A 21,892-nucleotide genomic window follows, 5' to 3' on the forward strand; every position below is an offset into this window, starting at 1 on the left:
ACGAGTTGAAGAAGCCAACGGACAGGCAAACCACCGATATCCACAGCCCCTGGTGAAACGTTTAGGCTCAGCGCATGACGAGCCGGACGGACAGCACCAGCACGACGAGCCGGATGAGTGCCGACAGGCCGAACACGAAGGCGTGGAGGATCGCTGTCTCGAGCGCCGGGTGCGCCGAGCACCGATCCGCCGGTCGCGGCACCCCGTCTCCCGGGGGAGGCGCCTTCTGCGCTCCGGCTGAGCGCCGCTCCGGTGCGGCGAGCAATCGCGTCAGGCTCTCCGGAAGCGGTCTGGGCTTGGGCCGCACGGTAGGCGCGAATCTACAGGGCGTCGCACCCGGGCGACAAGCCGTGTGGGCCGGATCCGGCCCTTTATCGCGACCGCCTCGCGCATGCGATTGGTGGCGTTCCGGCCCCATGCTACAGCTGGCCGTCGGCGGGCCGATCCGCCCGACGGACCGCGCATGTCCCAGCCTCCAGTTCTGGTCACCGGCGTCGCCGGCTTCATCGGGAACCAGCTTGCCCTGCGCCTCCTCGAGGCCGGCCGTCAGGTCGTCGGCCTCGACAGCGTCAACGCGTATTATGACGTGAGGCTCAAGGAGGCGCGGCTTCGCCGCCTCGCGGACTTCGCGGGCCACAGCTTCCAGCGTCTCGACCTCGCGGATCGGGACGGGCTCGACGCCCTGTTCCGCCGGCATCGCTTCCGGACGGTGATCCACCTCGCGGCCCAGGCCGGCGTGCGCCATTCACTCACCGATCCCCACGCCTACGCGGCGAGCAACCTCGTGGGCTTCCTGAACATCCTGGAAGCCTGCCGCCATGGCGGCGTGGAGCACCTGCTCTATGCCTCTTCGAGTTCCGTCTATGGCGGCATCACCGCCATGCCATTCTCGGTGCATCAGAACGTCGACCATCCGCTCAGCCTCTACGCCGCGACCAAGAAGGCGAACGAGCTGATGGCGCACAGTTACAGCCACCTTTACGGCCTTCCGACTACAGGCCTGCGCTTCTTCACCGTCTACGGCCCGTGGGGACGGCCCGACATGGCCCTGTATCTGTTCACCCGCGCCATCCTGGCAGGTGAACCGATCCGCGTGTTCAACGACGGGCAGATGCTGCGGGACTTCACCTACATCGACGACATCGTCGCGGGGATCCTGGCGCTGGCGGAGCATCCGGCTGCGCCGAACCCGGCCTGGAGCGGCGCCGCCCCAGATCCTGGGACCAGCGCCGCCCCTTACCGCATCTACAATATCGGCAACAACGAGCCGGTGGCGCTTTTGGATATGATCGCGCTCCTCGAGGCAGCGCTGGGCCGCAAGGCGGAGAAAATTCTGCTGCCGATGCAGCCCGGCGACGTTCCGGCAACCTACGCCGACATTGACGATCTCGTGCGCGATTCCGGCTTCCGGCCCGCAACGCCGCTGGAGACGGGGATCAACCGGTTCGTCGAGTGGTATCGAAGCTATCACGACGTTTGAGGCATACCTGGCGAGGCCTCCGAGGGACCGCCGACGGTCCGGGGAGCCAATCCGGCCGCACCGTGTTGAGGGAAGCGGCGACCGAGGGACGTCGCTGACCTGCACACCGGTACCGGCTTTGCCAGACTAGGCCGTTGCACCGGGCGGGCAGATTCATTTAGAGCTATTCCAGGCAGGAAAGCTCTGCCCGCATCGCTGCCGCGAGGGCGGCCAACAGGAGGAAATCCATGCGTTCACTCGTTTTCGGCGCCGTCCTTGCCGTCGCCATGCCGCTCGCGGCACAGGCCCAGGAGGCCGGAGACGCGGCCGCCGGCGAGAAGGCGTTCGCCCCCTGCAAGGCGTGCCACAATTTCCAGAAGAACGGCGTGGGTCCCGACCTGAAGGGCGTCGTCGGCCGCAAGGCGGGCACCTACGAGGGCTACAACTACTCCGCCGCCCTGAAGAATTCCGGCATTACCTGGGACGAGGCCAACCTCCACGAGTGGCTGAAGAACCCGAAGGCGAAGGTCCCGGGCACCAAGATGATCTTCCAGGGCTATCCCGACGACAAGAAGATCAACGACGTCATCGCTTATCTGAAGACGCAGTCCTGAGGCATCGACGCGTTAACGCCGAAACTGGGAGCGGCAACCGAGCCGCTCCCGGCCCTGTGGGATGGCGCTATTCGGGAATAAGTCCTGCCTGAAGGCCGAGCCTGAGGGTGACGAGATCATGAAGCAGGTCCTTACGGCCCTGCACATCGAGGCCGGTCAGCCCTCCTGCCTCGTCGGGAATGCAGGCCAGTTCGCCGCGCAAGGCCTCGCCGGCCGGGGTGAGAAAGATGCTGACCTGGCGCTCGTCGACCCGGTCCCGCGCGCGACGGACTCGCCCCGAGGCTTCGAGGCGCTTCAGAAGCGGCGTCAGCGTCCCCGAATCCAGGAACAGCCGATTCCCGATCTCCTTGACGGACAAACCGTCCTGCTCCCACAGCACCAACAGGACCAGATATTGCGGGTAGGTCAGTTCGTGGCGCCCGAGAAGATTACGGTAGGCGCGTCCGAAGGCGTGCGCGGCGGCATAGACCGCGAAGCACAGCTGATTGTCGAGGCGCTGCCGCTCCTGCTGCGAAAGCTGGTCGGCAGGCGAATGCCCCGCCCGATCCGGCTCAGCGCCGATCTGCGAAGCCGTTGGGCCTGACATAGGAAAACTCTCTCTGGTAAAGACGGGCTCGCATACCGGTACGGCGACGGGCCACTCTTAGGCAGTTCGCTATACGTATACAATTGGGGCACGCGGCCGGAATTGCCACGCGTTTTGCGCGGTGAACCTCAGCCATCCATCAATGGATGCAGATCCCGGACCATCGCCTTCAGGCGTTCATCAAGCACGTGCGTGTAGATCTGCGTCGTCGAGATGTCGGCATGGCCGAGCAGCTCTTGGACGACGCGCAGATCGGCCCCGTTCTGCAGGAGGTGACTGGCGAAGGCGTGGCGGAGCACGTGTGGGCTCACGCGGTCCGCATGCAGACCTGCCGCAGAGGCCAGGGCCTTGAGGTCGCGGGCGAAGGCTTGGCGGGTGAGATATCCGCTGTCGCTGTCGGCGGGAAACAGCCAGGCTGACTCCACCGGCACCGCAGGAAGATGTGCCGCCATGGCTACGCGGGCTGCCTCGGTCAGGGGAACGAGGCGCTCGCGGCCGCTCTTGCCCTTGACGATGAGGTAGCGCTCGCGGCTCGCGCCGGCCGCGCGCGGCAGGGCGACCAGCTCGGAGACACGCAGGCCCGTGGCGTAGAGTAATTCGAGCAAGCAGACCATACGGCGTGCACGGCAGGCCGGTCCCGGCGCCTGATCGGCGACAGCGGCGGCCTGCGCGGTCGCGAGCAGCCGGTCGACCTCCGCGATGGACAGCACCTTGGGCAGAACCCGGCCCCGGCGTGGACCAGAGACCGCGACGCTGGGATCGCTTTCGGCACCGCCCTCGGCGTAGAGGAACTTGTGGAAACCGCGGACGCATGACAGGCGCCGCGCCGCCGAGGATGCCTTGAGGCCGCGCGCTTCGAGGTCGATCAGAAAGGCCCGGAGCGTGCCGGCGTCCACGTTGCGGAGCGCGGTTCCCGACCGGGCGAGGTAGCCGAGGTAATCCTCGAGATCGCGCCGGTAGGCAGTCAGAGTGTTGAGGCCGGCGCCCCGCTCCGCGGCCAGCATGTCGAGGTACTCGGCGACCTCGGGGCAGGGTGCCGGGGCGGCGTCACCGCTGCCCTGCGACTCGCTCAACGGTTGCCCGGCTGGAGCTTTGAGGCCGGGATGGTCACGCTGATCTCCCGCGGTGTCGGCTGGACGAAGTTCGCGAGCGCGAACATCGCCGCAAAGACCAAACCCGCCAGGATCGCGAGGGTGGCAAAGAAACGGAACAGGGTCGGCACGTCGGTCGAACCTCGGGCAGACGGGCGCTGGCGGCGGGAAGGGGGCGGGCGAAGGCTTTCTCCGAGCCGCCGCCGGTGCCCGGGTTCGACCACGTGATCGCGGCGCTGACAAGGCCCACAACGACACAGCGATCCGTTTCGCAGAGCGCTTGAATCGCGCTAAGAGCCTGCCGCAGGATGTGAGGCTGCCCGGCGACGGACGCTCGGGCGCCGGTGAGGAGGCGGGGACGCCACACGGATGCGATGCAGGAGTCGATGCAGGAGGCCATGAGCGGCGAGGAGGCGGGTGAACCGGTCGAGGCGCGTCTGCGCCGCGCGCTCGGCCTGCGCTCGATCGTGCTCGTCGGCCTCATGGGCGCGGGCAAGAGCACCGTCGGCCGACGCCTGGCAAGCCGCCTCGGGCTGATCTTCAAGGATGCCGATATCGAGATCGAGGCGGCAGCCGGCCTGACGATCCCCGACATCTTCGCGATCTACGGCGAGCCGAGCTTCCGCGACGGCGAGGAGCGGGTGATCTCGCGGCTGCTCCGGGCTGGCCCCCTGGTCCTGGCGACAGGCGGCGGCGCCTATCTCCGCGAGTCGACCCGCGCGCGCATCGCAGAATCGGCGGTCTCGGTCTGGCTGAAGGCCGATCTGGATGTGCTGATGCGGCGCGTGCGCAAGCGCGGCAACCGCCCGCTGCTCCAGACCGAGGATCCCGAGGCGACGATGCGGGACCTTATGGCCGTGCGCCATCCGGTCTATGCCGCAGCCGACGTGATGGTCATCTCCCGGGAGGTCTCGCACGACCGGGTCGTTCAGGACGTGCTGGAGGCCCTGGACGCGCATCTCAGCGGTGAAGGATCCATCCCCGTTGCTGCCCAGTGACACCTGAGCGACCCGACCCATGACCGAGCTGACGCACCATCCGGACCTCCTGACCGTCCACGTGCCCCTCGACGCCGGCCGCGCCTACGACATCCTCATCGGGCGCGGGCTGATCGACACGGCGGGCACCGCCGTGGCCGCGCTCGGGGGCCGCCGGGCGGCGATCGTGACGGACGCGACGGTGGGCGCGCTCTACGCCGCGCGGTTGCGGACGAGCCTGGAGCGCGCCGGGCTCCAGGTGGGCGTGGTCACGGTGGCCCCGGGTGAAGCCTCCAAATCCTATGCGGGCTACGCGGAGGTCTGCGACGGGCTGCTGGCCCTGAAGGTCGAGCGCGGCGATCTCGTCGTGGCGCTGGGTGGCGGCGTGGTCGGCGACCTCGCGGGCTTCGCAGCCGCCACCCTCCGGCGGGGCGTGCGCTTGGTGCAGGTGCCGACGAGCCTGCTCGCGCAGGTCGATTCCTCGGTCGGGGGCAAGACCGGGATCAACGCGCCCCTGGGCAAGAACCTGATCGGCGCCTTCCACCAGCCGCGCCTGGTCCTGGCGGACACGGCCGCCCTCGACACGCTGTCCGAGCGCGAGATGCGCGCCGGCTACGCTGAGGTCGCCAAATACGGGCTGATCGCCGATCCCGGCTTCTTCGACTGGTGCGAGGCGAATTGGCGCGAGATCTTCGCCGGCGGTCCGGAGCGCGAGCAGGCGGTCGCCGCCTGCTGCCGCGCCAAGGCCGCAGTGGTCACCCGCGACGAACACGAGGACGGAGAGCGGGCATTGCTCAATCTCGGCCACACCTTCGGCCACGCCCTCGAGCGTCTGACGGGCTACGATTCCGCCCGGTTGGTGCATGGAGAGGGTGTGGCGATCGGTATGGCACTCGCCTTCCGATTCTCGACCAGGCTCGGGCTCTGCGCCGGCCAGGATGCGGGTCGGGTGGCCAACCACCTCGCGCTGGCCGGCCTGCCGACCCGTCTGCAGGCGGTCCCGGGTGGATGCGGCGACGCCGAGGCACTCGTCGACGCGATGAGTCAGGACAAGAAAGTCCGCGACGGCGCCCTGACCTTCATCCTCGCCCGTGGCATCGGGCAGAGCTTTATCGCCCCGGGCGTGGACCGGGCTGAGGTGGCGGCGTTCCTGCGCGACGAGTTGGCCTCGGACCCGAGGATCTGACGTCCGCAAGGGCCGGCTGCGGCCTTGCCTAACGCGGGCCGGGCCGCTATGAGCCTGCCACGTGCGGCGCCGGACACCGCGCGTCGCTGACGGTCCTATCAGGACCAGGGCCGCAATAGCTCAGCTGGTAGAGCACCTCATTCGTAATGAGGGGGTCGGGGGTTCGAATCCCTCTTGCGGCACCACTTTCCCCGACGACGTGCGCCTCTTCCCAGAAGCCTTGTCGCGGCCGAGCCTCTGTCCGATAGCCCGCGCCGGTTTCGAGCCGGCGGAGATGTGTTTTCAGGGTCGTGCGGCGCGTGGCTCGCTCATGCCATGGCCAGCACAGCCGCGATGATCGCAACCCCGACCGCTAGCCACGCCGCGTAATCGCCGATCAAGCCGCTGTGGAGGACTTCCAGCGCCCGCGTCGGCGCCGACTGCGTTGCACCAACTGGCCGGACGAGGAGCGCCGGCAGGCGGTTCCGGAACAGACCGTAGCCGGCCCCAGCCAGCGCGGCGGCCACGGACGCCCAGGGCAGCCAGCCCGGTCCCTCCGACACCGTATCAACCGCCGGCCGGTGCATGAAGGCCGACGCCGCCCGCGGAAGAGCGTGCTCGATCAGACCCGCCGGCACGCCCATATCGAGCGCGAGCAAAGCGCAGCACGGTCCCAGCATCAGCCAGAGCGGCCGATTGGCCTTCTCCCGCTCGTCCTCGCTCGGCGCCCCAGCCTCGTCGCCGGGATCGGGCCCGAGCCCGAGGAAGATGCGGCCTGCCGCCCGTAACACCGCCGCGCCGGTCAGAGCGGCGCCAATGACGCCGGCCACCAGCGCGATCCCGTGCCCCTGCTGCGCCAGCGCCCCCTGGATGAGGCGCGTGCCCTGGTCGAGCAAGCCGAGGGGCAAGCCACAGAGCAGCAGCCCGGCGAGAGCCATGGCCATCCCGGCCGGCCAGATCCCCCGGCCGAGGCCGCGCAGGGCGATCTCGTCGATGCTGGCCTGGGTGGCGAGCAGGATGCCGGCGACCATGAACAGGGCGCCCTTCACCAGCCCGTGCCCCAACACGTAGACCAGCATCCCGCCCGTCCCGTCGACTGAGAGGGCGCCGAGGCCGGTGAGCATGATCCCGGCATGGGAGATGGTCGAGAAGGCAAGCATGCGCTTGAGATGGCGCTGCAGGAGGGCCATCCAGCCGCCCAACAGCGCGGTGAAGCAGCCGAGGCCGATGAGGAGCGCCGGCAGGGCATGCTGGACCTGATCAGAGGCCCCGAAGACCACCGCGCTTACCTTCGCCAAGCCGAACAGCCCGAGCGAGACCATCGCTCCGGAGAAGATCACCGAGACCGGGCTCGGCGCCACGGCGTGGGCATCGGCGAGCCAGAACTGGAACGGCACGATCGCGCCCTTGATCATCAAGGCCCCCGCCACGAGACAGAAAGCCCCGGCTACCACCGGATCGCGGCCTCCCCGGGCAACAGCAGCCGCGATGCCCTCGAAATCGAGCGTGCCGGTCTGCGCGTAGATCAGCCCGATGCCGCCGAGCATCAGGAAGCCCGCGAGGCTGTTGACCACCGTGAAATTGATGGCGCCCGCGAGGCCCGATTCCGCCAAGTGGTAGGCCGTGAGCGCGAAGGCTGCGACGCTCATCACCTCGAACCACACGAACAGGTTGAACATGTCGCGGGTGAAGCAAAACCCGACCATGGCGGCCAGGAACAGCAGCATCAGAATGTGGAAGTGGCCGTGCGTGCGGTCGAAGAAACCCCAGGCGAACACGAAGGTCAGGGCGTAGAGGAGGCCGATGAAGGCCGCGACCCAGCCGCTGGCCTCATCCACCGAAAACCCAATCCCGAGATGGAGGCCGTCGCGCGGCTCCCAGCCGCCGAACCAGTAGACCAGGGGTCCGTCGGCGGAATGCACCGCGATGACGCCGCAGAGCACCGCGACGGTGAGCGCCGACAGCGTCGCCAGGATGTCGGGCAGGCGAGCCGGCAGGAGGTGCGCCGTTGCCAGCATTGCCGCGCAGATCACGAGCGGAATGGCAACCGGCAGCGGGAGGAGGGCCGCGGGGAAAGCGGTCAAGAGGTGCTTTGCTCCCGGTCGCTCACTCGGCTCGACCCGTGGCCGCGCCCGGATTTTCCGCCGGCGCGCATCGGCCGGAGCTTCTCCGGATCCAGGCTCCCGCCGCGCTTGTGAGCCTGGATCGTCAGGACGAGGAGCAGCGCCGTGAGCGTCGCGCCGACGACGATGTCGGTGAGCACCAGCGCCTGCATCACCGGATCGACCGCGGGGGTGCCCGGCGGGTGATCGTAGAAGATCGGCGCGATGCCGCCCCAGCGATAGCCGAGGCCGAGCAGGAGCACGTAGGTCGCCGACTGGCAGACGCCGAGGCAGCCCACGAGGTGGATGAAGTTGCGGCTGGTTGCGATGCCGTAGAGGCCGATCCCGAACAGCCACGCAGCGACCGCATAGGGCAGAACACTCACGCGGATTCCTCCCCCGGCTCCTCAGCCTCGTCCGCCGCGCGGGTCTCCTCCATGAATTCCAGGAAGAGCTGCGTGAACCCGCCTGTCACGGCCAGAGCGACGCCCAGGTTCTCGACGAGCATCAGCCCTCCCGAGAACAGGTCTCGGAATGTGCCGAGCGGCAGGATGTTCTGCAGGAAGGCAGCACCGGTGAGCATCGGCACCAGTCCGCACAGAGCGAAAAGCAGCGCGCCGCCGCCCTCCAGAGCGTCAAGCCAGTGACTGCGGATGGCGTCCCGCCACCCGGCATACCCTTCGCCGAGGTAGATCAGCAGAGTACCGGAAGCGAGGATGACGCCGCCCTGGAAGCCGCCGCCGGGGGTGACGGTGGCGTGCAGAACCACGTACAGGCCGAACAGGGCCGTGAGCGGACCGGCGATCCGGCACGCGAGGATCACGGCTTCGGAGCGGGGGATGGCGGCGCGGCCGGGCCGGCGCATGGCGTGCCCTGTGTTGCCCTCGCCACGTCGGCCTCGCAGCAGCACAACGGTGCCGGTGATGGCGGCGAGCAGCATGAACTCCTCGCCGAGGGTATCGAGGCCGCGCAGGTCGAAGTTGATGGCACTCACCATGTTGGCGACGTGCCGCGCCTCCGGGGTGATCGCGTTGATACGTTCGCCGTACTGGGCGACCGTAGATCCGAAGGGCGGCAGTCCCGCGATCACCTCGGCTGCGCCGGGGAGCAGGACGAGAGCCGCGAGAGCAAGCAGCGCGATGCGGACGCGCGGGCTCACGGCTTTTCCTCGGGCGACTGGGTTCGGACGGCCATGAGCGCCACCAGGAAGAGAAGTGGCACCGCCGCCGAGCCCACCGCCAGTTCGGACAGTGCGACGTCGGGGGCCTGGAGGCCATCGAACAGGATTGCCAGGACAAGCCCGTTGACCGCGATTGCGAAGACTTGGCGTGCGGGATCGCGCACGAGCACCACGGCGGTGCCGGAGATCGCGGTGAACAGGAACAGCAGCGGCAGGATCACGGTCATCGAAGCGTCCTCATGCCGAACAGCCCTCGCGCATCAGCACGGCCCGGCCGGACACGTGCGACAGCACCGCCGCCCAGCCGAGGAAGATGACCATCATCAGCAGGATCTTGAGCGAGCGCCCGGAGAGGCCGTCGGCCAGGAAGGCAGCCACCGTGATGGGGGCAGAGGCCGAGACGTTGAGGAAGGCCAGCGCGTGCAGCCTGTCCAGAGCGCGGGGGAGACGCCACAGGGCGAGTGCGGAGAGCCACGTCACCGCCACCGCGAGGGTCAGCAGAAGACCAATGACGACGCTCATATCCAGCGCTCCAGGAAGACCGCGAGCAACATCGTGCCGGGCAGGTTGAGCAGGACCAGAGTGAGGGCGAGGTCGGTGATCGAGGCCTGATCGGTGGCGAAGGCCATGAGCGTCAGGATCAGGACCGTGACGCTGCCGACGAGCTGGTAGGCGGCGAAGCGCTGGCCAGGCGGGCCCCGCCACGCCAGGGCCGCTGCGAGCGCGAGTGGCGGCAGCAGCGCCAGGATGGCGGCTGTCCAGATGGTCATGGCGCGTCATCCTCCAGCACGTGCGTCGCCACCGTTCCGTGTTCGCGGTCGAGAGTGAGCACGTAGCTGTCAGGGGCGAGCGAGGCGGCAAGCAGCCCGGTAGCCCGCGCGGCCGGCGCCGTCCGGCCCTCGGGCGTTGCCCAGGCGAATTCGGCGGCGCTCCGCTCACGGATCGTCCCGCCACCGACGCCACCGAGCAGCGCCCTCACCAAGTGAAGAGCCACTCGGGCCGTCTGGCGCGGCATGCCACGAAGCGCAGGCCCGATTGGACTCAGCGTCCCTCGGTCGAAGCGGAACAGCACGCCGCCGCGCCGGCCGACGCCCCACCACCAAAACGTGCCGAGACTGGCGCAGACGAGGGCGGCGAGGCCCTCATTCGCGCTCACCGACCCGGCGAAGACCATGTAGGTTACGACGAGGACGAGCCAGATCGCGACGCCGTCGCGTCGCGAGCGCCTCCTGATCCCACTTATCGGTCCTGCCCGCATCGATCCTAACCGGGGCGTGCCCCGCGGAAGCGTGGCGATGCGCATATCCGACCAAACTTCGCCGCCGGCGTCGGCGTTCCGGGAACTCGAAGACACGCTTCCGTGTCGGGCGATGAGAGATGGAAATGCGCATGAAAGCCGAGATCCTCAATATCCGCTTCCTCCACCAGGGCTGGAGCCGGTTCGGGATCGCTCAGGTCCGCCTCGCCGACGGCGCCGTGGTCGAGCGGGAGATCGAGGATCACGGCAACTCGGTGGGGATCCTGCCCTACGACCCCGAGCGGAGGGTCGCGACGCTTGTTCGCGAATTGCGGGTCCCGCCGCTATTCGTGGCCGGCGAGCAGGTCCAGCTAGAGGCCCCGGCCGGCCTGATCGAGGACGGCAGCCCGGAAGCGAACGCCCGCCGGGAGGTGATGGAGGAGGTGGGCCTGCATCTGCACGCCCTGGAATTCGTCGCCGCCGCCTATTCCTGCGCGAGCCTCACCACCGAGAAGATCCACCTCTTTCTCGCGCCCTACGGCCAGGCGGATCGGGCGGAGGCCGGCGGCGGGGCCGAGGGCGAGCACGAGAATATCCGGGTCGTCGAGATGCCGCTGGCCGAACTCGCCGCCCGAGCCGACCGCGCCGAGATCACCGATCTGAAGACACTTACCCTGGTTCTTTCGCTCCGGGCGCGGCATCCGGAGCTGTTTGAGACGTGAGACGCCGCTATCGTGGGCTCGTCCGGGGCCTCCTGACTGCACTGGCGCTCACCGCGGCCGCGTGGATCGCATTCCACCTGCGGTGAGGTCGCTCGGGACGGCTTGATCGCCGGCCACGGCGGGCCCATCGTCCGCGCAAGACTCGGGAGGTCACCGGATGACGCGCGCCTGCATCGTGGGCTGGGCCCACACACCCTTTGGCAAGCTGGAGGAGCCGGATGTTGAAGGGCTGATCGCCCGGGTTTCGGGCGAGGCGGTGGCCCATGCCGGGATCGAGGAATCCCAGGTCGACGGCATTTATGTCGGCTCGATGAATACCGGCTTCTCGAAGCAGGGCTTCGAGGGCTCGCTGGTGGCAGTGAACCGGCCGGGCCTCGCCCACGCGCCGGCGACCCATCTGGAGAATGCCTGCGCCACCGGCTCGGCGGCGCTGTATGCCGCCCTTGACTTCGTGGATAGCGGCCGCGGCCGGGTGGCCCTGGTGATCGGCGCCGAGAAGATGACGGCCAAAACCGTCGCCGAGACGGGTGACATCCTCCTCGGCGCCTCCTACCGCAAGGAGGAGGCCGACATCGAAGGGGGCTTTGCCGGCGTGTTCGGACGGATCGCGGCGGGATACTTCCAGCGCTATGGAGACCGCAGCGAGGAGCTCGCCCGCATCGCCGCCAAAAATCACCGCAACGGTGTTGGAAATCCCTTCGCGCAGCTGCGCAAGGATCTGGGCTTCGACTTCTGCAACCGCGTCTCGGACAAGAACCCCTACGTCGCAGCGCCCCTGCGGCGCACCGACTGCTCGCTGATCTCGGACGGCGCGGCGGCTTTGGTGGTGGCAGATGCCGAGCTGGCCGAGGGGCTTGATCGGGCGGTCGGCTTTCGCGCCCGGGCGCACGTCAACGACATCCTGCCCCTGTCTCGCCGCGACCCCACGGAGTTCAAGGGCGCACGGATGGCCTGGGAGAAGGCGCGCGCACAGGCCGGGCTCAGCAACGCGGATCTGTCCTTCGTGGAGACCCACGACTGCTTCACCATCGCGGAGCTGATCGAGTACGAGGCCATGGGGCTCGCCGCTCCCGGTGAGGGCTACCGCGTCGTGCGCGAGGGGCTGGCCGAGAAGAGCGGCCGGCTGCCGATCAACCCATCCGGCGGATTGAAGGCCAAAGGCCACCCGGTGGGCGCCACCGGCGTGTCGATGCACGTGATGGCCTGCCTCCAGCTCATGGGCGAGGCTGGCGAGATGCAGGTGCCCGGAGCCGAACTCGCCGGGATCTTCAACATGGGCGGCGCGGCGGTGGCAAACTACGTGTCGATCTTGGAGCGGCGGCGCTGAGCAGCGGTCCCACGCACCGTCGGTGATCACGAATCACAGCTTTCCTCTCTCTCGCGGGAGAGATCGAGTGCGAGGCGCATCGCCTCGCCGTCACCGTCTTTGCGAGCGCGGGAGTCCACGCATCCCCCCGGGCACGAACGTCCCGCTCAGTCCAGCTTGTCCAGCGCCTGCTGGAGATCGGCAATCAGGTCGGCCTCATTCTCAAGCCCGATCGAGAGGCGGACGGTTTCGGGCCCGACCTGCGCGGTGGCCTTCTCGTGCTCCGGCAGCTGCCGGTGCGTGGTCGAGGATGGGTGAATCGCCAGCGACTTGATCTCGCCGATGTTCACGAGGTGCGAGATCAGCTCCAGGCTGGCGATGAACGTGAGCGCCGCCGGTTCGCCACCCTTCAACGCGAAGGTGAAGATCGAGCCCGGCCCGTTCGGCGTGTAGCGCCGGGCGAGGTCCTCCCCGGGTTGTCCCGGCAGCAGCGGGTAGCTCACCCATGCCACCGCCGGATGATCCTTGAGGAAGGCCGCTACCGCTCGCGCATTGGCGCAGTGGCGCTCCATGCGCAGCGGCAAGGTCTCGATGCCCATGAGCGTCAGGAACGCGTTCATCGGTGACAGGCCGGGCCCGAGGTCGCGCAGGCCGAAGAACCGGCACGCCGCCGCGAACGGGGTCGCCGGGAAAGCCTTAGTCAGGACGAGCCCGTCGTAATCCGGCCAGGGCTCGGTGATCAGGTTGTAGCCGCCGGATTTCGACCAATCGAAGCGGCCGGCATCGCAGATCGCGCCGCCGATTGTCTGGCCGGATCCGCCCAGAAACTTCGACGTCGAGTGCACGACGATGTCGGCTCCGTGCTCGATCGGGCGGATCAGAGCCGGAGAGGCGAGGGTGTTGTCGACCACCAGCGGCAGGCCGTGGCGCCGGGCCACCGCCGCGATTCCGTCGAGGTCCATCACGGAGGCGCAGGGATTTACGATCGATTCGCAGACGATCGCCCGACAGTCCGGGGTGATCGCCGCCTCGAAATCCTCAGGGCTCATGCCGGCGGCGAAGCGGGGCTTCAGATCGTAGCGGCCGTCGAGGCGGCGCATCAGGCCGAGCGAGCCGCCGAACAGGCGCGGCGACGCGACGTACGCGTCGCCGCTCTTCATCAGAGTCATCAGAACGAGCAGCATCGCCGACTGCCCGGAGGAGACTGCCACCGCACCCTTGGCGCCCTCAAGGTCGGCGATGCGGCGTTCCAGCGCAGCGACCGTCGGGTTGGAGCCGCGGGAGTACGAGAAGCCGGTCCGCCGGCCGGCGAAGATATCCGCCGCCTGCTCGGTCGAGTCGAACACGAAGCCGTTCGTGAAGTAGATCGGCTGGATCCGCGCGCCCGTGGCGGGGTCCGGCGCCGCGCCGGCATGGATGGCCCGGGTCGCGAAGCGGTAGGGTCGGCTCTGATCCGTCATGGCTCTCGGTCGGGTGTTCGGTGCCCGGACCGTGGGTGAACCCGAGCGGCTCTGTGGGTCAAGCCGCGCGGCTGATGAAGGCCTGAAGGGTCCGGACCAGGGTCGTCGGCTCGTAGGGCTTCGGAATGAAGCGGGCGCCATCAGGCATGTCGTTGGGGCCGGGCGTGCCCATCCCGGATACCACCAGAACGGGAATTGACGGCCAGCGATGCGCCACGAGGCGGGCGAGGGCGAAACCGTCCATCGAGCCCTGCGGCATGTCGACGTCGGTCATCAGGACGCCGACATCGTCACGGTTCTCCAAGACCTTCAGCGCCTTGTCGGCATGCGTCGCCTCGACGACGGTGAAGCCCGCATCCGCAAGGGTGTCAGACGCCTCCATCAGCAGGAGGCCGTCATCTTCCACCAGGAGCACCACGGGTTGGTCGGACAGGCTATCTGACATCAGACCTGCGAAGGTGAGTCTTAATTCCGAAGTCCGCGCCCTATTCCTCCGGGGCTCCCCGCGTCAAGGCGCAGGGATCGGATGGGTCAGGCCGCCTCCTCGCGCTTGCCGAGGCGTTTGTCGAGGTAGGTGTCCACCGTTTGCGTCAGTTCCTCGACCTTGCCGTCGAAGAAATGGTTCGCGCCGTCGACCATCTGGTGCTCGATGATGACGCCCTTCTGGGTCTTCACCTTCTCGATCACCGGCATGACTTCGCGAGCGGGGGCCACCCGGTCCTCGGAACCGTGCACGAACAATCCGGATGAGGGGCAGGGGGCCAGGAAGGTGAAGTCGTAGCGGTTCGCCATCGCGGCGATGGAGATGAAGCCCTCGATCTCGGGACGGCGCATCAGCAGCTGCATGCCGATCCACGAGCCGAACGACACGCCGGCGATCCAGCAGGACTTCGCCTCAGGGTTGACGGACTGCACCCAGTCCAGGGCGGCGGCGGCATCAGACAATTCGCCCGAGCCGTGGTCGAAGGAACCCTGACTGCGGCCGACCCCACGGAAATTGAAGCGCAGGGCTGCGAATCCACGATTGGCGAATGTGTAGAAAAGATTGTACACAATCTGATTGTTCATCGTGCCCCCGAACTGGGGATGCGGGTGCAGGATGATGGCGATCGGCGCACCGCGCTTCTTGGGAGCCTGGTAACGACCTTCCAGGCGGCCGGCCGGGCCGGTGAAGATGACTTCGGGCATCGCTCGTCTCTCACTCTCGAGACCGCCCGCCGGGCGATCGGCGCGGCGGCGCGGCAACCTTGACTCGTCGCGCACGCCCCATAAAAGCAGTCTTAGAATAGTTCTAGATGATTAGAACTATTCTAAAGAAGCCGCATGAAGCTCCGCGCTGGCTGCAAAGCCGACCGGGCTGGGTCGGCGGGATCTCATTCTCTCGGCGCGCCTTAGCACGGCGAGCCGGTGCGCGGGCAAGGAATTGTGACGCGCCGCAGCAGAGGGCCAACGGAACGCGGATGAGCCGGGCACGTGCCTATCTCGACTACAATGCGACCGCGCCAGTCCGCCCTGAGGTCGCGGACGCGGTGGCGCGCGCGCTGATGCTCCCCGGCAATCCGTCCTCCATCCACGCGGAGGGCCGCGCGGCCCGGGCTGCTCTCGAAGCGGCCCGCGCCGAGGTCGCAGCCCTGGTACATGCACGGCCCGAGCAGGTCGTCTTCACCAGCGGCGGCACCGAGGCAGCGAACGCCGCCCTGTCGGGCGCCCTGCGTCGCCGAGGCACGACGGCCCCGACCCGGCTTCTCTACTCGGCGACGGAGCATCCCTGCGTCGCGGCGGGCCATCGGTTCCCCGAGGCGGCCGCGGAGGAGGTGCCGGTCAAGGCCGACGGCGTGGTCGACCTCGCCATCTTGGAGGCGCGTCTCGCCGCGCTGGCGGGCGAGACCGTGCTTCTCTCGGTCCACGCCGCCAATAACGAGACCGGCGCGGTGCAACCGCTCTCCGATATCGTCGGCTTGTCCCGAAAGCATGACAGGATCCTGGTTCACAGCGACGGCGTGCAGGCGGCTGGGAAGATCCCGCTCGACATGGCCGGCCTCGGCATCGACGCGCTCACCCTGTCGGGCCACAAATTCGGCGCGCCGAAGGGCGTCGGCGCCCTGGTGCTGGCCGACGGCGTCACTCTGGAGAGGGCCTTTCTGCGCGGCGGCGGCCAGGAGCGCCGGCAGCGCTGCGGCACCGAGTGCCTGCCGGCGATCGTCGGGATGGGCGAGGCCGCCCGGATCGCCCGCGAATCCCTCGCACGGGAGGCGGCGCGCCTGTCGACCCTGCGCAACCGGATCGAGGCGGGCGTGCGCGCCCTGGCTCCGGATGCGGTGGTGTTCGCCGCCGATGCCGCACGCCTGCCCAACACCCTCAGCTTCTCGGTCCCGGGGCTCGACGCCCCCGCGGCCCTGATCGCCCTCGACCTCGCCGGCGTGGCGGTATCGTCGGGCTCGGCCTGCTCGTCAGGCAAGGTCGCGCGCTCGGCGACGCTCGCCGCGATGGGCGTCGATCCTGATCTCGCCGGGGGGGCACTGCGTGTCAGCCTCGGCTGGAACTCGGTGGACGAGGAGGTGGCATGCTTCCTCGACGCCTTCGAACGGGCCTTGCAGCCCCTATATAGACGGCGAGGACAGGCGGCCTGAGCGCCGCGCCCCCGCTTTCCGCCAGACGCTTCCCGGTCCTTGACGCCGGAGATGCCTAGGAGACGCTAATGCCTGCTGTGCAGGAAACCATTGACCGGGTCCGCTCGATCGACCTCGACCAGTACAAGTACGGGTTTGAGACCACCATCGAGATGGAGAAGTCCGAGAAGGGCATCTCCGAAGATGTCGTCCGCTTCATCTCGGCGAAGAAGAACGAGCCCGCGTGGCTGTTGGAGTGGCGGCTCGACGCCTATCGGCGCTGGCTGACCATGAAGGAGCCGGAGTGGGCGCGCGTCGCCTACGACAAGGTCGACTACAACGACATCTACTACTACGCGGCGCCCAAGCGCCCCGCGGCGATGTCGCTCGACGAGATCGACCCCGAGATCCTGAAGACCTACGAGAAGCTCGGCATCCCGTTGCGCGAGGTCGAGGTGCTGGAGGGTATCGCCCCTGAGCGCCGCGTCGCCGTCGACGCCGTCTTCGATTCGGTCTCGGTGGCGACCACATTCAAGAAGGAACTCTCGAAGGCCGGCGTGATCTTCATGCCGATCTCCGAGGCCGTGCAGGAATATCCCGAGCTGGTGCAGAAGTACTTGGGCTCGGTGGTTCCAGCGACCGACAACTTCTTCGCGACGCTCAACTCCGCCGTCTTCTCCGACGGATCCTTCGTCTACATCCCGCCGGGCGTGCGCTGCCCGATGGAGCTGTCGACCTATTTCCGCATCAACGAGCGCGACACTGGCCAGTTCGAGCGCACGCTGATCATCGCCGACAAGGGCTCCTACGTCTCGTATCTCGAGGGCTGCACCGCCCCGAAGCGCGACGACAACCAGCTCCACGCCGCCGTGGTCGAGCTCGTCGCCCTGGATGATGCTGAGATCAAGTACTCGACGGTCCAGAACTGGTACCCGGGCGACAACGAAGGCAAGGGTGGCATTTACAACTTTGTGACCAAGCGCGGCGATTGCCGCGGCGCCCGCTCGAAGATCTCGTGGACGCAGGTCGAGACCGGCTCGGCGATCACGTGGAAGTACCCGTCCTGCATCCTCCGCGGCGACGATTCCCGCGGCGAGTTCTACTCGATCGCGGTGTCGAACGGCATGCAGCAGGTCGATTCCGGCACCAAGATGATCCATCTCGGCAAGAACACGACGAGCCGGATCATCTCGAAAGGCATCTCGGCCGGCCGCTCGCAGAACACCTATCGCGGCCTCGTCTCGGCCCATCGGAAGGCCTCCAACGCCCGCAACTTCACGAACTGCGATTCCCTGCTGATCGGCGACCAGTGCGGGGCGCACACCGTGCCCTACATCGAGTCGAAGAACGCCTCGGCGGTGTTCGAGCACGAGGCGACGACCTCGAAGATCTCCGAGGACCAGAAGTTCTACTGCCAGCAGCGCGGCCTCTCCGAGGAGGAGGCGACCGCGCTCATCGTCAACGGCTTCGTCCGGGACGTGCTGCAGCAGCTGCCGATGGAGTTCGCCGTGGAGGCCCAGAAGCTGATCTCGATCAGCCTGGAAGGCTCGGTGGGCTGACCGCCTGGGCCGATTCGACGACGACCTGCTGCGCGCGGCCCATCGGCACGGCGCGCGGCACGCCGACGAGGTCGGGAGCAGCGTCCTGTGCGGATGCTTCTTCTGCCTCGCGGTCTTCGCGCCGGACGAGATCGCGGGCTGGATCGCCGATGACGGCACCGCCCTCTGTCCCCGGTGCGGCATCGACGCGGTGATCGGCGACCTCTCCGGCTATCCGGTCGGGACCGCCGCGTTCCTGCGGGCGATGCGGGACGAATGGTTTTGAAGGACTTGGACTGACATGCTGGAAATCAAGAACCTCGTCGTGCAGATCGAGGACAACCGCATCCTGAACGGCCTGAACCTGACCGTGAACGACGGCGAGGTCGCCGCCATCATGGGGCCGAACGGCTCGGGCAAGTCGACCCTCTCCTACGTCATCGCCGGCAAGGAGGACTACGAGGTCCTCGACGGCGAGATCCTACTCGACGGGCAGAACGTGCTGGAGATGGCCGCCGACGAGCGCGCCGCGGCCGGCATCTTCCTCGCCTTCCAGTACCCGCTGGAGATACCCGGCGTCGGCACCATGACGTTCCTGAAGGCCTGCCTGAACGCCCAGCGCAAGGCGCGCGGCGAGGCGGAGCTGTCGACCCCGGACTTCATCCGCGCGGTGAACGGCGCGGCCGACAAGCTCGAGATCAACAAGGAGATGCTCAAGCGCGCCCTCAATGTCGGCTTCTCCGGCGGCGAGAAGAAGCGCATGGAGATCCTCCAGATGGCGCTGCTCCAGCCGAAGTTCTGCGTGCTCGACGAGACCGATTCCGGCCTCGACATCGACGCCCTGCGCATCGTCTCGGAGGGGGTGAATGCGCTCCGCGACCAGGGCCGTTCCTTCCTGGTCATCACCCACTACCAGCGGCTGCTCAACCACATCGTGCCCGACACCGTGCACGTCATGTCGAAGGGCCAGATCGTAAAGACCGGCGGAAAGGACCTCGCCCTCGAGCTCGAGGCGTCCGGCTACGCCGAGTACCGCACCGGCGAGGCGGCCTGAGCCATGGCCGACGTCACCAACCTCCGCTCCCCCGCCGAGGCCGGCCTGTCGAAGCTGTTCGAGACCGCCCGCCGGAGCTTCGCCAGCGACACGACGATCGCCCGTGAGGAGGCGTTCCGCTTCTTCGAGGCGACCGGCCTGCCGAGCCGCCGGGTCGAGGCGTTCAAGTATACCGATCTGCGCGCCGCGATTACCGAGGTCGCACCACCCGCCGACGCACCGAGCCTCGAGGCCGCCAGGGCCGTCGTCGCGCAGGCGAAGGGCTTCGCAGACATCGATGCCGCGCGCCTGACCTTCGTCAACGGCCATCTCGTCCGCGAGCTGTCCGACCTCGACGCGATGCCGGACGGGGTCCGGGTTGCGCCGCTGAATGAGGCGTTGACCAAGAATGATGGCGCCCTGGCGCAGCTCGCGCCCGTGCCCCAGGCCCGGGAGAACCCGGTCTATCAGCTGAACACGGCCTTCCTGGCGGACGGTGCGGTCGTTTCGGTCGCCGCCGGTGCGAAACCGGACCGGCCGCTCCATCTGCGCTTTATCGGCTCGGGCGATACGCCGTTCTCCACGGCGACGCGGGTGCTCGTCCAACTCGGAGAAGGTGCGACGTTCAGCCTGCTGGAGAGCCACGAAGGTCCGGACAGGCTCACCTGCCAGCCGAACGACGCCCTCGACGTCGTGGTCGGCCCGCGGGCCGCTTTCCGGCACACCCGCCTGAACAAGGAGGGTGATGCCACGATAGCGCTCTCGACCCTATCGGTGAAGGTTGAGACCGAAGCGCAGGTCGAGACCGTCAATCTCGTCACCGGGGCGGTGCTGTCGCGTCACCAGATCTACGTCCACGTCGCGGGCGAGGACACCAACGTGGTCGTCAACGGCGCGGCCATGCTGCGGAACGGCCAGCTCGCCGACTCCACGCTGCTCGCCGACCATGCCGCGGTTGGCGGCGTCGGCCGCGAGCAGTTCAAGTGGATCATCGACGGCGACGCCACTGGCGTGTTCCAGGGCAAGATCATCGTCCGTCAGGTTGCGCAGAAGACCGACGGTAAGATGAAGTCCGATTGTCTCCTCCTCACCGACGAGGGGCAGATGATGAACAAGCCGGAGCTGGAAATCTTCGCCGACGACGTCGCTTGTGGCCACGGAGCAACCTGCGGCGCGCCGGATCCGGATCTGCTGTTCTACCTGATGGCCCGCGGCTTGCCCCGCCCGATCGCCGAGAGCCTGCTGGTCCAGGCCTTCGTGGGCGAAGCTGTGGAGTCGGTCACGCACGAGGGGGCCCGCGCGGCGCTCATCGGCGAGATCGAGGCCTGGCTCAGGGCGCGCGGCTGACGACCCTGGCCGACCCGGCTGCAGGGTCGGCCGCTCCTACAACCCGACGCTCATCCGATGGCGCCTGCGCGAGCGGGCCTCGAAGGAGGGATCCAGGGACCGCAACGCCAGCTGGAGGGCTCCTTCGAGGCCTCCACTTCGCTCCGACCCCTCAGGATGAGGGCTGTTTTCGGGATCGGCGAAGTTTTCGGAAGGTCGCGACCATGAACGCACCCGTCCTCACCCCAGCCTACGACGTCGAGGCGATCCGCAGGGATTTCCCGATTTTGGCGCAGCAGGTTTACGGCAAGCCGCTGGTCTATCTCGATAACGCCGCCTCCGCTCAGAAGCCGAGGCAGGTGATCGACGCGATGGTCTCTTGCATGGAGACCGGCTACGCCAACGTCCATCGCGGCCTTCACTACATGGCGAATGCCGCGACCGAAGGATTCGAGGGCGCGCGCGAGACGACCCGCCAGTTCCTCAACGCTGCCTCGACCGACGAGATCATTTTCACCCGCAACGCCACCGAGGCCTACAATCTCGTGGCCTCGTCGATGGGCTGGGCCGGGCTGATCGGCGAAGGGGACGAGATCATCCTCTCGATCATGGAGCACCATTCCAACATCGTGCCCTGGCACTTCCTGCGCGAGCGCCGCGGCGCCGTGATCAAGTGGGCACCGGTGGACGATGAGGGCAACTTTCTGGTCGAGGAATACGAGAAGCTGTTCTCACCTCGGACCAAGATGGTGGCGATCACCCACATGTCGAATGTGCTGGGCACCGTGACGCCGGCCGCCGAGATCGTGCGCATCGCTCACGCCCACGGCGTGCCGGTGCTGCTCGACGGCGCGCAGAGCGCCGTGCACCAGCCGGTCGACGTGCAGGCGCTCGACTGCGACTTCTTCGTCTTCACCGGGCACAAGGTCTACGGCCCCACCGGGATCGGCGTGCTCTATGGCAAGAAGGAGTGGCTGGAGCGCCTGCCGCCCTATCAGGGCGGCGGCGAGATGATCCGGACGGTGAGCGAGGACGCGATCACCTACAACGATCCGCCGCATCGGTTCGAGGCCGGCACACCGGCGATCATCGAGGCGGTGGGTCTCGGAGCCGCGCTCGAATACATGATGAACGTCGGGCGCGATGCCATTGCGGCGCACGAGGCTAAACTCACGGCCTACGCGCAGGAGCGGCTCGGCGCGATGAACGCGCTGCGGCTGATCGGCACTGCGCCGGGGAAGGGCGGCGTGATCGCCTTCGAGATGAAGGGGGCGCATGCGCACGATATCGCCACCGTGATCGACCGCCAGGGCGTCGCCGTGCGGGCCGGGACGCATTGCGCCATGCCACTGCTCAAGCGCTTCGGCGTGACCTCGACCTGCCGGGCCTCGTTCGGCCTCTACAACACCACTGCGGAGATCGATGCCCTTGCCGAAGCGCTCGGTCGAGCAGAAATGCTGTTCACCTGATATGTGGTTCGAGGCTGG

The 21,892-nt window shown here is 67.9% G+C and carries 25 protein-coding genes and 1 tRNA gene; 12 read left to right on the top strand and 14 right to left on the bottom strand.

Features of this window, described 5'->3' with window-relative positions:
- Positions 1–67: 67 nt before the first annotated feature.
- Positions 68–202 carry a hypothetical protein gene (locus tag CIW48_RS34475; RefSeq protein WP_281407334.1) on the bottom strand — a complete coding sequence of 45 codons (135 nt, stop codon included), beginning with the start codon at positions 200–202 and terminating at the stop codon, positions 68–70.
- A 261-nt stretch (positions 203–463) separates the two neighbouring features.
- On the opposite strand from CIW48_RS34475, the gene CIW48_RS08595 reads away from it, so the two are divergent.
- Positions 464–1,480, top strand: a complete 1,017-nt coding sequence (locus CIW48_RS08595; protein WP_149310442.1) for an NAD-dependent epimerase — start codon at positions 464–466, stop codon at positions 1,478–1,480.
- A 227-nt stretch (positions 1,481–1,707) separates the two neighbouring features.
- Positions 1,708–2,073 carry a cytochrome c family protein gene (locus tag CIW48_RS08600; protein WP_091779613.1) on the top strand — a complete coding sequence of 122 codons (366 nt, stop codon included), beginning with the start codon at positions 1,708–1,710 and terminating at the stop codon, positions 2,071–2,073.
- A 67-nt stretch (positions 2,074–2,140) separates the two neighbouring features.
- On the opposite strand, the gene CIW48_RS08605 is transcribed toward CIW48_RS08600, so the two are convergent.
- The 3 genes from CIW48_RS08605 to CIW48_RS08615 form a co-directional block, all read right to left on the bottom strand.
- On the bottom strand, positions 2,141–2,659 hold the full coding sequence (locus CIW48_RS08605; protein ID WP_173009216.1) for a MarR family transcriptional regulator: 519 nt from the start codon (positions 2,657–2,659) through the stop codon (positions 2,141–2,143).
- 128 nt (positions 2,660–2,787) lie between these two features.
- A complete protein-coding gene (locus tag CIW48_RS08610; RefSeq protein ID WP_149310443.1) occupies positions 2,788–3,732 on the bottom strand; it encodes a site-specific tyrosine recombinase XerD in 945 nt (314 codons plus the stop codon).
- On the bottom strand, positions 3,729–3,881 hold the full coding sequence (locus CIW48_RS08615; RefSeq protein WP_091779617.1) for a histidine kinase: 153 nt from the start codon (positions 3,879–3,881) through the stop codon (positions 3,729–3,731). Before CIW48_RS08615 ends, CIW48_RS08610 begins: the two co-directional genes overlap by 4 nt.
- Positions 3,882–4,124: 243 nt before the next feature.
- Here CIW48_RS08615 and CIW48_RS08620 point away from each other — a divergent pair, with 243 nt between their 5' ends.
- The 3 genes from CIW48_RS08620 to CIW48_RS08630 all read left to right on the top strand — a co-directional run bounded on the left by CIW48_RS08620 (position 4,125) and on the right by CIW48_RS08630 (position 6,098).
- Positions 4,125–4,748 (top strand): shikimate kinase, encoded by a 624-nt coding sequence (locus CIW48_RS08620; RefSeq protein WP_244513947.1) that lies wholly within the window; start codon positions 4,125–4,127, stop codon positions 4,746–4,748.
- Between the two features lie 19 nt (positions 4,749–4,767).
- On the top strand, positions 4,768–5,913 hold the full coding sequence (gene aroB, locus CIW48_RS08625) for a 3-dehydroquinate synthase (protein ID WP_149310444.1): 1,146 nt from the start codon (positions 4,768–4,770) through the stop codon (positions 5,911–5,913).
- Between the two features lie 109 nt (positions 5,914–6,022).
- Positions 6,023–6,098, top strand: a tRNA-Thr gene (locus CIW48_RS08630).
- Between the two features lie 123 nt (positions 6,099–6,221).
- Here CIW48_RS08630 and CIW48_RS08635 read toward each other — a convergent pair.
- The 7 genes from CIW48_RS08635 to CIW48_RS08665 are packed head-to-tail and all read right to left on the bottom strand — an operon-like array spanning position 6,222 to position 10,432.
- Positions 6,222–7,976: a proton-conducting transporter membrane subunit gene (locus tag CIW48_RS08635; protein ID WP_149310445.1), complete on the bottom strand. Its 1,755-nt coding sequence runs from the start codon at positions 7,974–7,976 to the stop codon at positions 6,222–6,224.
- Positions 7,973–8,380 carry a cation:proton antiporter subunit C gene (locus CIW48_RS08640; RefSeq protein ID WP_149310446.1) on the bottom strand — a complete coding sequence of 136 codons (408 nt, stop codon included), beginning with the start codon at positions 8,378–8,380 and terminating at the stop codon, positions 7,973–7,975. The genes CIW48_RS08635 and CIW48_RS08640 overlap by 4 nt, the downstream gene beginning before the upstream one ends.
- Positions 8,377–9,153, bottom strand: a complete 777-nt coding sequence (locus tag CIW48_RS08645; RefSeq protein ID WP_149310447.1) for an MnhB domain-containing protein — start codon at positions 9,151–9,153, stop codon at positions 8,377–8,379. The genes CIW48_RS08640 and CIW48_RS08645 overlap by 4 nt, the downstream gene beginning before the upstream one ends.
- Complete coding sequence (locus CIW48_RS08650; RefSeq protein ID WP_091779626.1) at positions 9,150–9,401, bottom strand: DUF4040 domain-containing protein; 252 nt, start codon at positions 9,399–9,401, stop codon at positions 9,150–9,152. The genes CIW48_RS08645 and CIW48_RS08650 overlap by 4 nt, the downstream gene beginning before the upstream one ends.
- 10 nt (positions 9,402–9,411) lie before the next feature.
- A complete protein-coding gene (locus CIW48_RS08655) occupies positions 9,412–9,696 on the bottom strand; it encodes a monovalent cation/H(+) antiporter subunit G (protein ID WP_149310448.1) in 285 nt (94 codons plus the stop codon).
- The gene (locus CIW48_RS08660) at positions 9,693–9,944 is read right to left on the bottom strand and encodes a monovalent cation/H+ antiporter complex subunit F (protein ID WP_091779630.1); all 252 of its coding nucleotides are present in this window, start codon (positions 9,942–9,944) and stop codon (positions 9,693–9,695) included. Before CIW48_RS08660 ends, CIW48_RS08655 begins: the two co-directional genes overlap by 4 nt.
- On the bottom strand, positions 9,941–10,432 hold the full coding sequence (locus CIW48_RS08665) for a hypothetical protein (protein ID WP_149310449.1): 492 nt from the start codon (positions 10,430–10,432) through the stop codon (positions 9,941–9,943). The genes CIW48_RS08660 and CIW48_RS08665 overlap by 4 nt, the downstream gene beginning before the upstream one ends.
- Positions 10,433–10,563: 131 nt before the next feature.
- Here CIW48_RS08665 and CIW48_RS08670 point away from each other — a divergent pair, with 131 nt between their 5' ends.
- Both CIW48_RS08670 and CIW48_RS08675 read left to right on the top strand, forming a co-directional pair.
- Positions 10,564–11,133 (top strand): NUDIX hydrolase, encoded by a 570-nt coding sequence (locus CIW48_RS08670; protein ID WP_149310450.1) that lies wholly within the window; start codon positions 10,564–10,566, stop codon positions 11,131–11,133.
- A gap of 157 nt (positions 11,134–11,290) precedes the next feature.
- Complete coding sequence (locus CIW48_RS08675) at positions 11,291–12,460, top strand: acetyl-CoA acetyltransferase (RefSeq protein WP_149310451.1); 1,170 nt, start codon at positions 11,291–11,293, stop codon at positions 12,458–12,460.
- Positions 12,461–12,606: 146 nt separating this feature from the next.
- On the opposite strand, the gene CIW48_RS08680 is transcribed toward CIW48_RS08675, so the two are convergent.
- From CIW48_RS08680 to CIW48_RS08690, 3 genes are all read right to left on the bottom strand, one after another.
- Positions 12,607–13,899, bottom strand: coding sequence for an O-acetylhomoserine aminocarboxypropyltransferase/cysteine synthase family protein (locus CIW48_RS08680; RefSeq protein ID WP_149310452.1), 1,293 nt, complete (start codon positions 13,897–13,899; stop codon positions 12,607–12,609).
- 58 nt (positions 13,900–13,957) lie between these two features.
- Complete coding sequence (locus CIW48_RS08685) at positions 13,958–14,344, bottom strand: response regulator (protein WP_149310453.1); 387 nt, start codon at positions 14,342–14,344, stop codon at positions 13,958–13,960.
- Between the two features lie 86 nt (positions 14,345–14,430).
- Entirely contained in the window at positions 14,431–15,087 is a 657-nt protein-coding gene (locus tag CIW48_RS08690; RefSeq protein WP_043351944.1) for an alpha/beta hydrolase, read from the bottom strand.
- A gap of 272 nt (positions 15,088–15,359) precedes the next feature.
- Between CIW48_RS08690 and CIW48_RS08695 the strand changes: the two genes are divergently transcribed.
- From CIW48_RS08695 to CIW48_RS08725, 5 genes are all read left to right on the top strand, one after another.
- Positions 15,360–16,529, top strand: a complete 1,170-nt coding sequence (locus CIW48_RS08695; RefSeq protein ID WP_149310454.1) for a cysteine desulfurase family protein — start codon at positions 15,360–15,362, stop codon at positions 16,527–16,529.
- A gap of 68 nt (positions 16,530–16,597) precedes the next feature.
- Positions 16,598–18,067 (top strand): Fe-S cluster assembly protein SufB, encoded by a 1,470-nt coding sequence (sufB, locus tag CIW48_RS08700; RefSeq protein ID WP_149310455.1) that lies wholly within the window; start codon positions 16,598–16,600, stop codon positions 18,065–18,067.
- 280 nt (positions 18,068–18,347) lie between these two features.
- Positions 18,348–19,100, top strand: coding sequence for a Fe-S cluster assembly ATPase SufC (gene sufC, locus CIW48_RS08710; protein ID WP_149310456.1), 753 nt, complete (start codon positions 18,348–18,350; stop codon positions 19,098–19,100).
- Positions 19,101–19,103: 3 nt separating this feature from the next.
- A complete protein-coding gene (locus CIW48_RS08715) occupies positions 19,104–20,426 on the top strand; it encodes a SufD family Fe-S cluster assembly protein (protein ID WP_149310457.1) in 1,323 nt (440 codons plus the stop codon).
- Between the two features lie 203 nt (positions 20,427–20,629).
- Complete coding sequence (locus CIW48_RS08725) at positions 20,630–21,874, top strand: cysteine desulfurase (protein ID WP_149310458.1); 1,245 nt, start codon at positions 20,630–20,632, stop codon at positions 21,872–21,874.
- The last annotated feature ends 18 nt before the right edge of the window (positions 21,875–21,892 follow it).

The organism is Methylobacterium sp. P1-11 (assembly GCF_008329595.1).
GTDB lineage: Bacteria > Pseudomonadota > Alphaproteobacteria > Rhizobiales > Beijerinckiaceae > Methylobacterium.